This window comes from Chryseobacterium foetidum (assembly GCF_025457425.1).
In the GTDB taxonomy this organism is placed as follows: Bacteria; Bacteroidota; Bacteroidia; order Flavobacteriales; family Weeksellaceae; genus Chryseobacterium; species Chryseobacterium foetidum.
Window position 1 is genome coordinate 1,201,725 of record NZ_JAMXIA010000001.1, and the last position, 13,056, is coordinate 1,214,780.

The following is a 13,056-nucleotide window of genomic DNA, read 5'->3' on the forward strand; positions in this document are numbered from 1 at the left end:
AGACTTTGGATATTTAAAAAATGTATTTATAATTTTATTTCAAAGGAATATTCGCTAAAATATCCTTCGTAAAACCCCAGAATTTCTGGGTGGAAGAAATGCTTGCTTTTTCGTCGGGAGAGTGTGCTCCTCTGATGGTCGGGCCGTAGCTTACCATTTCCATTTCGGGATAATTGGCGCCGATGATTCCGCACTCCAAACCTGCATGACAGGCGACAACGTGAGGTTTTTCGCTGAATTTTTCGGTGTAGATTTTTTCCATCATCTGAACGATTTCAGAACCGGGTTTTGGTTTCCAGCCTGGATATGAACCGCTGAATTCTACATTCATTCCTGCCAGTTCGGCAACAGATTTCAACTGTTCGGCAACAGAATCTTTCGATGAATCAACTGACGATCTTGAAAGATTTAAAATCTTCAACCCACCTTCCTTCAACTCAACTCTTGCGACGTTATTTGATGATTCTACCAAATCCTGAACATCCGGACTCATTCTATAAACACCGTTGTGAAGTGATTTCAAAACCAGAATAATTTTCTTTGAATCTTCCTGAGAAAGTGCTTGATCAGAACTTGTAGAATTTTCAATATTGATTTGTAGTCCGGTCTCTATTGAAGCGAATTCTTCTAAAATTTCTTTTTTAATTCCTTCGGTTACATTTTCGATAAACTCAGCTGAATTTCTTACAGAAACCAGAGCCACCGCCTCTCTCGGAATTGCATTTCTAAGACTTCCACCGTCGATAGAAATCAGTTGGATATTCTCATTGGCTACACCTTTGTAAAGAATTCTTCCCAAAATAACGTTAGCGTTCCCAAAACCTTTGTGAATATCCATCCCTGAATGTCCACCCTGCAGACCTTTCACTTCTATTCTTACGATCTGTCCGTCTGCGGCTTCTGTCGGGTAGTTTTGATTAATGGTAACGTCAATTCCACCGGCACATCCGATATCGATTTCGTCATCTTCTTCTGTATCTAAATTTAAGAGAATCTGTCCGGTCAATTGTCCAGGTTTTAAACCTAAAGCACCGGTCATTCCTGTTTCTTCATCGATGGTAAACAAAGCCTCCAAATCAGGATGCGGAATGTCTGAACTTTCCAAAACCGACATAATCGTTGCCACACCCAAACCGTTGTCAGCGCCTAAAGTTGTACCTTTCGCCTTCACCCAGTCGCCTTCAACTTCCATTTGGATTCCCTGAGTTTCAAAATCAAAATTGACATCGTTATTTTTCTGACAAACCATATCCAAATGCGACTGCATTACGATGGATTTACGGTTTTCCATTCCTGAGGTGGCTGGTTTTTTAATAATAACATTTCCAACTTCATCTACAGTTGTTTCCAAGCCTAAATTTTCGCCGAATTCTTTGATGAAAGCGATCACTCTTTCTTCTTTTTTAGACGGTCTCGGAACAGCATTCAATTTGGAAAAATTCTTCCAGATAATCTGCGGTTCTATGTTTGATAGTTCCATAAAATTTATTTTTATCAAAATTACGGATAAAAAAAATGCTCCCGAAATTCAGGCAGGATTTTTTAAAGATGGATGAGGGGTGTTGGGTGCGAAAAGCCAAAAGCTAATCGCAAATGGCCAACAGCCATTTAACAACCACACTCTCCATAAATCGGAATGACAGTTTTAGTTCCATCTGGTTTTTCGATGGTTAAAGTTCCGTCAAAAAGCATGGCTTCTTCGGATTTCAATTTTTTACCTTTTACTGAAATCTTGTAATTTTCATTCTCAATTTCTTTGGTTAAAACATCATCTACTTCCATGTCACTTGACGAAATCAGGGGCAAAGCAAGACGCTTTCCATCAATTTTCATGTAAGCTAAAGTTCCGGCATTATCTGCGTAAATATAATTTTCGTTTTCAAAATCTTTCTTGCTGCGTGCAAAATAGCAGGAACATTCCTTAATTTCCGTTGGAAAAGGAAAAGTTTCCACCGAAATCGCCGAATTCGGTTTTTCGATGATAGAATCTTTCTTCAGAATCTCTGTGCTGTCGGAACCTTTGTTGGTATCAGTTTGAGTTTCTTTTTTGCAGGCTGTCAATAAAAGTGCAGTTGCGAAAACAAAAATATATTTCATTTGAAGTAGTAATTTAAAAAAACCTAAAATTTAAGCCAAAAGCCAGTTACCAGAAGCTAAACGCAACTTACCCTCTTGCTCTTTCCAGCAAAATCATCATTAGCAAAGAAAGGATCACCAAACTTTCGTCTTCATCATCAATATCGATCATTCTATCGAGTTGAAATCTTCTTCCAAACATCGACGGCATTTTTTTCAGTTTAAAATAATCTTTTCCGTCAATCCCTCTTACAGTGTAGGTAGGATTTAGGAAATATCCTGTAAACATACCTATAACAGGAATTTCGCCCACCATGCCATCAAGAAATTTCACCCATGCTTTGTCTTCAGTGATGGTAAATTTCGCTTTGTCATTGGTATCAAGTACATCGTAAGTTGATTTCCAGATCGAACGCATGCCTTTTCTCGCCAATCTTCCGAAGCTTTTTCCGGTCGCAATTTCGGTAAGGGAATACGAAGCATTAAAATCAATCCATTGGTTGGCTTTGATCCTGAAAAGTTCTTTTGTTTTGCTGTCATTTTCAAAAACGACAACATCTTCTTTCAGTTTAAACATTTTCTGACGCACGTACGCTACGGCATTTCCGTTTTTGTCGGTGATGTTGAAATCGCTTGCCAGCGTAGTCAGCTTGAATTTGAAATCCAGCGGATAATTGAGGTTGTTAAGTGCCATAATTTTTTTTCTGTTTATTGTTTGAAATTCAAAGATAAAGTTTTTTGCCGAAGATAAAATGCAAAACATGTACAGTTTTAAACCATCTGAATTAAAAACAGTTCACATCAAAACATCCAAAATGTAAATTCTCATCATTCACAAAACAAAAAGTAAAAAACCTATGAAATTTCATTCCAAACATTATTGAAATCATTACTTTTCTGAATCGAAAATCTTATTTTTGTGCAATGGATTATCCAAGTAAAGTTTTGGCAAAAGCAGTTGAAGAAATTTCGGGATTACCCGGAATTGGTAAGAAAACGGCTTTGCGGCTTGCACTTCATTTACTCAAACAACCCAACTCCAGAGCAACAGGTCTGGGCACTTCGATCATTAGTCTCGTGAATGAAATCAAGTACTGCCGTGAATGCCACAATTTTTCAGATTATGACATTTGCGAAATCTGTAGCAACGAAAAACGCAGCGACGAGCTGATCTGCATTGTGGAAGATGTACGGGATGTGATTGCCATAGAAAACACCGGAAAATACAGAGGAAAATACCTGATTCTCGGCGGGAAAATTTCTCCGATGGACGGCGTTGGACCTCATCAACTCAACATTCCGAGCATTGAAAAGAAGTTACAGCAAGGCTTGGCCAAAGAGTTTATTTTTGCTCTGAGCGCAACGATGGAAGGCGATACAACGGCATACTACATTTATAAAAAATTCAAGAATTCGGGAATACAGTTTTCCAGCATCGCCAGAGGAATCTCCGTGGGTGACGAACTGGAATATGCCGATGAAATTTCTCTCGGAAGGTCAATTATCAACAGGCTTCCATACAACGAAAAAGATTAAAATGACTCCAAAACTTTCAATCATCATCGTTAATTATAATGTGACTCAACTTTTGAGATCTTGTTTAATTTCCATTGACAAATACGCAAAAGATATTGATTACGAAGTGATTGTGGTGGATAACAAATCTACGGACAGCTCGTGGGGAGATTTAATTCCGGAATTTCCTAAAGTACATTTTATTGCTTCGGAAAATAATGAAGGTTTTGCCAAAGCCAATAATAAAGCGGTAAAAACGGCGTCAGGTGAATACATTTTACTTTTAAATCCGGATACCGAACTGGAAGGTTTTTATTTAGATGAAATTTTAAATTTTGCTGATTCTAAAACTGATTTCGGATGCCTCGGCGTAAGAATGCACGATGCCAACGGAAACTTTCTACCGGAAAGCAAAAGAGCCGTTCCGGACATGTTTAATTCTTTTGAAAAACTCTTTACCGGTTTTAAAAAGAACAATTCAAAATCCTATTACCGAAATGATATTAATGAATTTGATGTTGCTGAAGTAGAAGTCATTACCGGCGCATTTTTCCTATGTAAAAAAGAAGTTTACGAAAATTCCGGAGGTCTTGATGAAAGGTATTTTATGTACGGCGAAGATGTAGATCTTTGCTATACTTTTCTTCAGAAAGGATTAAAAAATTATTATTACGGAAAAGTTTCCATCCTTCATCATAAAGGCGAAAGCACGATAAAAGATGAAATTTATTTGGAAAGATTTTACGGGGCAATGCAGATTTTCATTGATAAATACTATAAAATTCAAAAGCCTGTACAATATTCATTTCTGAAAGCGGGATTGAAATTAAGGCATAAAATTGAGCAGATAAAGCTTAAATAAGCCTGACAAAATATTTTCGAAATTTTTTAATACTTAGAGCCTGTTTAAAAAATGATTAAAAATATATTTCAGGTCATTTTTCTTTCCCCCAACTCTAAAGGATGGAAAAATGCCTTGAAAATTTCATCAAAATTAACTCCCTTTAGGGTTGGGGAAATTAATTTTGATGAAATTTAAACAGGCTCTAAGTTTCGGCTGAAGCCATAAAGATTATATTTCTTGTAAAATGGGCTTCCTTCGGCAAGCTCAGGATGACAAGCCCATTCCTATTGATATTAAAATTACATTTATCGAATCAGATAAAATCTTAATTCAAACAAAAAAGCAACTCCGAAATGAAGTTGCCTTAGTTTTATATAAATCGTTCTGATTATTTTGCTGGAGCTACCGGAGTAGTTTGTGCCGGTGCACTTTGTGTAGCCGGTGCAGATTGTGCCGGAGCTGCACCCTGAGATGCCGGAGCTTCTTTTGATGTTGGAAGAGCCGGAGCTTTTGCAGTTGGCTTTCCTGTAATAACTACACTTACCAAAATCAAAATGATGATTACTGCACCCAAAGTCCAGGTTGCTTTTTCCATAAAATCATTGGTTCTCTGTACGCCAAACTGTGCAGATGAAGCACCTCCGAAAGTACTTGAAAGGCCTCCTCCTTTAGGGTTCTGTGCCATGATAACGATTACCAATAAAACGCTGGCAATCATAATAAGAACCATCAATAGTATAAATATAGTCTCCATTAATTTTGATATCTTTTTGAATGGGCAAATTTAATCTTTTTTTGGCGAACGGCAAAATAAAGATTTCCTTTAAAATAAAAAACGGCAACAAAAGTTGCCGTTCAGATTAATTATGTTGATTATTATTTGAAATCAGCATCTTTTGCCTGGTTTACTTCGATAGATTTTACTTCCATCGTCATATCCATTCCCATTTGGTTTACCGTGATGGTGTAAGGCATTTTCACACCAGCAACATCTTTGTAATTTGAAAAAAGCGTAGGAATCGTTAGTTCCTGCCCCTGAGCTTTAACTGTTTTGGTTTCACCTGTTTTAAGACCAGATTTTACACTGTAATAATATGTTGTGTCGCCACCTTTTACTACGTAAGAATCTTCTCCACCCACTTTTTCAATACCTGCAATTTTCAGATCCGCAGATTTTGCGAAACCAAGTTCTTCAAACAGCTCAGTGTTTTTCATTCTGTCTGCAATTTCTTCCTTCGCCATCGGAACTTTCTGTCCCTGCTGCTCAGAATATCCTGTTTTACCGTCAAAGACCTGCTTTTGAAGAGTCATTGCACCCATGCTAATCAAATTAAGCTCTTTACCGCCTTGAGCTTTTACATTTTTGATATCAATGGTTTGTCCCTGCATAGACATAGTCGCATTCACAGAGTAGGAGTTCACTTTTGCAAGATTTGCCTTACCTCCGATTGCAGCGATATATTTATCGGCAACTGTAGCTACGGTTACGCCGGAATCAACTTTTTGGGCGGTTGGTTTAGCAACAGGATTGGCATTACTGTCGTAATATTTTACCGGATAGCCTAATTTCTCAAGACCTTCAGAAATATCAGAAGCTTTACCAGCTATGAAAATTCTGCTCTGGTTAGGATAAACGGTGGCTTTCACAGCATTTGAAACATCTGCAGCAGTAACTTTGTCAATTGATTTTAAGTAATTGGTATAAAAATCTGCCGGAAGATCATTTACTTTCTGGCTCACTGCAAATCTTGCGATAGTAGCAGGCTGCTCAAGAGACATAATGAAACTTCCTTTCAGTTTTGCTTTTGCGTTTGCCAATTCGTCAGCTTTCACAGAAGAAATCCCGTTGATTTCGTTCATGAACTCTTTCACAGCTTTATCTGTAACTTCATTTCTTACGCTCGCATCCGCCGAAAATTCAGGGGAATATTTGCTTGCGCTCATATTTGAATAAGCTCCATAAGTAAAACCGTTTTTCTCACGAAGATTCATGAAAAGTCTTGCTTCACCTCCTCCACCAAGGATGTAGTTGGCTATTGTTGCAGGGAAATAGTTTGCATCTTTCATTTTCAAGCTGTTGATGTTTCCTACGGATACCACAGATTGCACTGCGGTTGGTACATCTACAACATTGATTTCTGTTTTGGCAACATTTGTGGCTGGCTCAAGAGCAGGAAAGGTGGTATTGGCTTTTTTCCAGTTGGCAAAAGCTTTTTCAACCATTGGTTTCACTTTATCAAACTTTACATCACCTACAATTACAAGATATGCGTTGTCTGGAGCGTAATATTTTTTGTAAACATTCTGTACATCAGCCAGCTGAATTTTATTGATTGATTCAATCGTTTCAAATTCTCCTCTTGATGTGTTTTTACCGTAAACCAAAGCGTTGGAAACCCTTGAAGCGATAGATGAAGCATTTTTTTCTTCACTTTTAATGCCTTCAATAGATCTTTCTTTAGATTTCTGAATTTCGTCTGCAGAAAATTTAGGGTTAATGATTGCATCCGCCATTAAATTTAAAACTTCAGGGAAATATTTTGAAAGTGAATTGGAAGAAGCGCCTCCGGAATTGAAACCTAAGTTGGCACCCAGATAATCAATTTTCTTATTAAATTCGTCTTTGCTTAAAGTTGTAGTTCCATTACCCAACTGATCAGCCATGATTTCGCTTACTCCTGTTACAGGTCCTTCATAGTAAGGCTGTCTGTCCATAGAAAGGCTCATGTTTACTCTAGGCAACTTGTTGTTTTCAACCACCATCACAGTTAATCCGTTTTTTAACTGGAATGTTTTTGGCTGAGCAATGTTGATTGTAGGTGTTGGCCCTGCTTTCGGCATTGCATTCAGGTCAATTTTCTGTGCAGTAAGCATTCCTGAGAATAAAAATGCCGCTGCTATATATGTTAATTGCTTTTTCATTTGTAAAAATTTAAGGGGTATAATTATTTAAAAACCAGAAGTCTTTAAATGATTATTTTTTTTCAGGTACGTAGTTAATGATTACTCTTTGGTTAGAATTAAGATACTTCTTCGCAGCATTCTGCAGATCCTGTTTTGTGATCGATCTGTAAATGTCGATCTCTTTATTGATTAAATTAGTATCTCCCATCAAGACGTGGTTTGTAGCCAATGAAGCCGCAATCCCCTGAATGCTTGAATTTGAATTTACAAACTGATTTTCAAATTTATTCTGAAGTTTTTGGTAATCTTCCTGAGAAATCAGAGTCGTCTGAAGCTTCTTGATTTCAGCATCGATGTCTGTCTGCAAGGTTTTTCTTTCTGTAGCTCCCATCGGAATTGCAAAAAATCCAAAAACACCATAATCTTCCATTCCAAGGTTGAATGCCTGTACTTCCAGTGCTTTTTTCTCTTTATCTACAAGTTTTTTGTAAAGTACAGAAGATTTTCCGCTGCTCAAATAAGACGAAAGCATATTCAAAATGTAAGAATCTCTATCTTTGTTTGAAGGGCTTCTGTACGCAAAAATATATGCCGGTAGCTGAATATTCGGGTCAGTAACAGTTTTTTCCGCCTCCTGGGTTATTGGAGATTCTTTTGGGAAGTTTTTGGGAGTTACAGTTCCTTTAGGTATGCTTCCATAGTATTCAGAAATCCATTTTTTAGTCTGCTCAGGCTTGATATCTCCGGCAACAACCAAAGTAGCATTGTTCGGAACATAGAATTTTTTATAGAAATCTCTGAATTCCTGCAATTTAGCAGCATTAAGATCGTCAATCGAGCCAATTACAGATCCGCTGTACGGATGATTTGTGAAAAGATTCTGCTGAATAGCATTCATCAGATTTCCGTAAGGCTGGTTATCCATTCTCAATCTTTTTTCTTCCTTCACAACTTCTCTCTGAGTGTCTACACCAATCTGGTTGATCTCAGCGTGACGAAGTCTTTCAGCTTCCATCCAAAGACCCAACTGCTCGTTGTTTGATGGGAAAGTTTCGTAGTAATACGTTCTGTCCATCGTAGTATTGGCGTTATTCTGACCTCCGTTTGAAGATACAATTTTAAACCAGTCTCCTCTCTTGATATTGGGAGTTCCCTCAAACAAAAGGTGTTCGAAAAAGTGAGCAAAACCTGTTCTGCCTTTTACCTCATCTTTCGCACCCACATGGTACATTACAGCCGTGGTAACCACCGGTGCAGTATTATCCTGATGAAGGATTACGTGCATACCGTTTGGTAAATCATACTCTTCGAATTTGATTTGTTGTGCATTCAGCATTACTCCAAAAAAGGCAGCCGCTGCAGCACTAAGAAGTCGTTTTTTCATATAGATCTTATTGTTTTTTAAATTTTAATTTAAAATCACTGGATTTGTCGCCTCCAAATCATAGTAATTTCATCAAAAAAAATTGCTTTGTCAATTGGTGGCAAATTTAATTGAAATGTTACACTAGTTTTAATATTTTTTTAAGAAATAAGGAAGAGGTTTCAATTTTATCTGATGATTTTGAAACCGAAAAAATTTAATATAAATTCAAAATTATTGAACCAAATACAAATTTGAATTGTCCTTATAATAGCTTAATTTTGTGATCCCAAAATTTTTTGCAGTATGGAGGATTATTTGAAAGGACTGAATGAATCACAATTTGAAGCCGTTACCACACTCGACGGACCGCTGATGGTGCTTGCCGGAGCCGGTTCGGGAAAGACGCGTGTACTTACCATGCGTATCGCCCATCTGATCACAAACGGCGTTGATCCTTTCAATATTCTTGCGTTGACCTTTACCAACAAAGCAGCGAAAGAAATGAAGGAGCGTATCGCAAAAGTGGTCGGACAAAGCAATGCGAGAAGCCTTTGGATGGGAACTTTTCACTCTGTTTTTGCCAGAATTCTGAGAAGTGAAGCGCATTATCTGGGCTATCCTTCCAACTTCACGATTTATGATCAGCAGGATGCCCTGAATGTCATCAGAAAAGTGTTGAAAGACATGAATATCGATGCAGATTTATACAAACCCAAAAAAGTTCAGGCAAGAATATCCAATTACAAAAACAACCTCATCACCGTAAAAGCCTATTTCAACAATCCTGAACTGATGGAGGCTGATGAAAAGGCAAACATGAAACACATCGGGCAGATCTACCAACGCTACGTGGAGCAATGTTACAAAAACGGCTCGATGGATTTTGATGATTTATTGTTGAAAACCAATGAATTGTTAACAAGATTCCCCGAGGTTTTAGCGAAATATCAGGACAGATTCAGATATATTCTGGTGGATGAGTACCAGGATACGAACCACTCTCAGTATTTGATTGTAAAAGCGTTGGCCTCAAAATTTGAAAACATTTGTGTGGTGGGAGACGATGCACAGTCGATTTACTCTTTCCGTGGTGCGAATATTTACAATATTTTAAATTTCAAAAAAGATTATCCCGAAGCCGTAACCGTTTCTCTGGAACAAAATTACCGTTCCACCCAAAACATCGTGAACGCGGCCAATGTGGTAATTTCTAAAAACCTTCAGCAGTTTAAGAAAAATGTTTTCAGTGAGAATGAAGAGGGAGAAAAAATAAAAATCTACCGTTCTCTTTCCGATGCCGATGAAGCCAATTTCGTTGCCGGAAATATCTGGGAACTGCGCAACCGTGAGCAGAAAATGTTCAGCGATTTTGCAATTCTGTACAGAACCAACTCGCAGACCAGAGCGTTTGAAGATGCTTTAAGAAGAAAAAACATTCCTTACAAGGTGTATGGCGGACTTTCGTTTTATCAACGAAAAGAGGTTAAAGATTTAATTGGATACCTGCGTCTTTTGGTGAACGAAAATGATTCCGAAGCGTTGATGAGAGTCATTAATTATCCTACCAGAGGAATTGGTGAAACGACTCAGAACAGATTAATTGTCTTCGCAGATGCTCAAAACATTCCTGTTTCAGCAGTTTTAGACAATCTCGGAATGTATGCACCGCAGTTGAAATTTAACAACGGAGTTTTAACCAAATTGAGCGACTTTTGGGCGATGATTAAAGCATTTCAGGTTTTGCTTAAAACAGAAACAGCATACAGTGTTGCGATGGAAGTGGCGAAACGAAGTGGTTTGATTAAATTTTTAAAAGACGATCAGACTCCCGAAGGCATTTCCCGCGTAGAAAACGTTCAGGAATTGATGAACTCGATGCAGGGTTTCATTGAAGAGCAACAGCAGATTGAAGACGGCGACCCAAGTTTGCCAAATTTCCTTGAGAACATCGCACTTTCCGCAGATACTCAGAAAAAAGACAATGATGAAGATGACATGGTTTCTTTAATGACCATTCACCTTTCAAAAGGTCTTGAATTTCCGGTTGTGCACTTGGTTGGTCTGGAAGAAAACCTTTTCCCGAGTTTTATGAGTTCGGCAACCAGAGAAGATTTGGAGGAAGAAAGACGTTTGTTCTACGTTGCCCTTACCAGAGCCGAAAAGCAGGCATTTTTCTCTTACGCCATCTCAAGATTTCAGTGGGGAAAAATTACCGATGCCGAACCTTCACGATTTTTGAGTGAGATTGACGGCACCTATCTGGAATACCTCAATCCGGCTATCGAAAAGCGATTTATCAATAATTCCGGTGTGACTTCCAATATTTTTGATGAGCATCCTTCGGAAATCAGAAGCTTTAAAAAAATTGAAAAGAAAACCATTTCAAAGTCTGAAAACGACAAACCGATTCCTGAAACTAAAAAACTTAGACCTGTAGCCACCGCCAAAATCATCAATCCAAGCGGCGCTTCTTCGCAGGATATTGAAGTGGGCGACAAAGTGAGACACGACCGTTTCGGCATCGGCGAAGTGAAATTCCTTGATGGTACCGACCCTCAGAATATCAAAGCAAAAGTGGTTTTCCTGCACGAAGGCGAAAAGAATTTGATTTTGAAATATGCTAAGCTGACGAAGATTTAAATATTAATTCCTTCAAGATTACGAGGATTTTCACGGATTATTTTTAAAAAAAGATCTCTGAAAATCCTTTTTTTTAGCATAAACCTGATTCACTTTGCCAAAAGCCACAAAGTGGCGACATCTACCAGCACAAAGTGAAACCTTCTGAAATAAAACACACAAATCAGCGCCCTTGAAAGGGCGACATCAATTTGATTGCACATAGATCTCACGGATTTTTACAGATTTCAATTTTGATAATCAACACCTTTACTTTATATTTCTAAAATCACAGAGAAATTGAATCTCATCATGAAAATCTTCGATTTTCAATCTAATGTGTTCTCTTCAACGCGAATTTTAATCTAAATCTTGTATGACTCATGTGTCAAAATCTTTTAGAGTAATATCAACATCTCATCTTTAGCTGCGATCCAAAATTGGTAAAAATCACAATTCGTATATTTAAAGTTCAAAATTTTAAAAATGAAAAAAATTCTCATTCTTACCTTCGTAATTTTCAATTCCATATTATTATATTCTCAGGAATATCAAACGATCAACAACGTTCATTACTACGACGAAAAAATAAATAAATCTGATGATTACATCAATGAAAGATGTGTTCTCGATGTTTATGTTCCGAAAGATGTAAAGAATTTTTCAACCATCATCTGGTTTCACGGTGGCGGAATTACGGGTGGCGAAAAACACATTCCGGATGAACTGAAAAATAAAGGAGTTGCCATCATTGCGGTCAATTACAGACTTTCACCAAAAGTAAAAGCTCCGAAATATATTGAAGACGCAGCTGCTGCCACGGCTTGGGTTTTCAACAATATTAAAAAATACGGAGGAAGTGAAGATTTGATTTTTATAACAGGACATTCGGCGGGCGGATATCTCGCAACGATGGTTGGTCTGGATAAATCTTATCTGAATAAATATAAAATCGATGCTAACAGGCTAGCCGGAATTATCCCATTCAGCGGACAGATGATTTCCCATTTTACGACAAGAAAAGAAAAAGGAATTGAGGAACTGGATGCAAGAATCGATGAAATGGCACCGCTGCATTTTATCCGCGCTGATGCTCCACCTCTTCTTTTAATTACCGGCGACCGCGAAAAAGAACTGATGGGAAGATACGAGGAAAACGCCTACATGTGGCGAATGATGAAGCTGAAAGGTCACAAAGAAACGGTTTTATACGAACTCGACGGTTTCGATCATGGTGCGATGGCTCATCCTGCTTTTCCTTTGCTTTTGAATGAAATTAAAAGGATAGAGAAAATTAAAAATATCAGAAGATGAAAAGGGGGTTAATTGTAATTTTAATCTCGCTGTTGTCTTGTCAGAGTAATGACAACACGACAATTATCGGCAGTTGGCAACTCAGCGGATCCAAATATGGAACCGGAGCAGACATAATTTCACGTGAAATTGATTCGGAAATTGTAATTAAGTTTGAGAAAAACGGAAATTACAGAGAGTACACAAATGGGAAGCAGATTTCTGATCGATATTTTATTAGCAAAAAAGACTTTCTGGTTTTGCTTAATTCCAAAACGAATGACAGTACCTATTACTCATATTATTTTAAAGGAAGTCAATTAATTTTAGATGAGGTAGACAAAAATGGCAGTTTTATGTGTGACGAAGGATGCTCATCATTCTATAAAAGACTCGAAGAATAAAAACGACTAAAATAAAAGAGACGCAGTAAAACCAC

General features: G+C 37.7%; 11 protein-coding genes. 5 read left to right on the forward strand and 6 right to left on the reverse strand.

What is annotated here, in order from left to right; all coding sequences use genetic code 11:
* Positions 1-34: 34 nt before the first annotated feature.
* The 3 genes from NG809_RS05690 to NG809_RS05700 all read right to left on the reverse strand — a co-directional run bounded on the left by NG809_RS05690 (position 35) and on the right by NG809_RS05700 (position 2,770).
* A complete protein-coding gene (locus NG809_RS05690; protein WP_262148824.1) occupies positions 35-1,480 on the reverse strand; it encodes an aminoacyl-histidine dipeptidase in 1,446 nt (481 codons plus the stop codon).
* Positions 1,481-1,608: 128 nt separating this feature from the next.
* Entirely contained in the window at positions 1,609-2,097 is a 489-nt protein-coding gene (locus NG809_RS05695) for a hypothetical protein (RefSeq protein WP_262148826.1), read from the reverse strand.
* A gap of 67 nt (positions 2,098-2,164) precedes the next feature.
* On the reverse strand, positions 2,165-2,770 hold the full coding sequence (locus NG809_RS05700) for an LURP-one-related/scramblase family protein (protein ID WP_262148828.1): 606 nt from the start codon (positions 2,768-2,770) through the stop codon (positions 2,165-2,167).
* A gap of 230 nt (positions 2,771-3,000) precedes the next feature.
* Here NG809_RS05700 and recR point away from each other — a divergent pair, with 230 nt between their 5' ends.
* The gene (gene recR, locus NG809_RS05705) at positions 3,001-3,612 is read left to right on the forward strand and encodes a recombination mediator RecR (RefSeq protein WP_056084704.1); all 612 of its coding nucleotides are present in this window, start codon (positions 3,001-3,003) and stop codon (positions 3,610-3,612) included.
* A 1-nt stretch (position 3,613) separates the two neighbouring features.
* Complete coding sequence (locus tag NG809_RS05710) at positions 3,614-4,453, forward strand: glycosyltransferase family 2 protein (protein WP_262148831.1); 840 nt, start codon at positions 3,614-3,616, stop codon at positions 4,451-4,453.
* 370 nt (positions 4,454-4,823) lie between these two features.
* On the opposite strand, the gene secG is transcribed toward NG809_RS05710, so the two are convergent.
* From secG to NG809_RS05725, 3 genes are all read right to left on the reverse strand, one after another.
* Positions 4,824-5,189 (reverse strand): preprotein translocase subunit SecG, encoded by a 366-nt coding sequence (gene secG, locus NG809_RS05715; RefSeq protein WP_262148832.1) that lies wholly within the window; start codon positions 5,187-5,189, stop codon positions 4,824-4,826.
* Between the two features lie 122 nt (positions 5,190-5,311).
* Positions 5,312-7,357, reverse strand: a complete 2,046-nt coding sequence (locus NG809_RS05720; protein ID WP_262148834.1) for a M16 family metallopeptidase — start codon at positions 7,355-7,357, stop codon at positions 5,312-5,314.
* 52 nt (positions 7,358-7,409) lie between these two features.
* A complete protein-coding gene (locus tag NG809_RS05725) occupies positions 7,410-8,723 on the reverse strand; it encodes a M16 family metallopeptidase (protein WP_262148836.1) in 1,314 nt (437 codons plus the stop codon).
* Between the two features lie 285 nt (positions 8,724-9,008).
* On the opposite strand from NG809_RS05725, the gene NG809_RS05730 reads away from it, so the two are divergent.
* The 3 genes from NG809_RS05730 to NG809_RS05740 all read left to right on the forward strand — a co-directional run bounded on the left by NG809_RS05730 (position 9,009) and on the right by NG809_RS05740 (position 13,021).
* Entirely contained in the window at positions 9,009-11,345 is a 2,337-nt protein-coding gene (locus NG809_RS05730) for an ATP-dependent helicase (protein WP_262148837.1), read from the forward strand.
* Positions 11,346-11,810: 465 nt separating this feature from the next.
* Positions 11,811-12,638, forward strand: a complete 828-nt coding sequence (locus NG809_RS05735) for an alpha/beta hydrolase (protein ID WP_262148839.1) — start codon at positions 11,811-11,813, stop codon at positions 12,636-12,638.
* A complete protein-coding gene (locus NG809_RS05740; RefSeq protein WP_262148841.1) occupies positions 12,635-13,021 on the forward strand; it encodes a hypothetical protein in 387 nt (128 codons plus the stop codon). The genes NG809_RS05735 and NG809_RS05740 overlap by 4 nt, the downstream gene beginning before the upstream one ends.
* Positions 13,022-13,056: the final 35 nt, after the last annotated feature.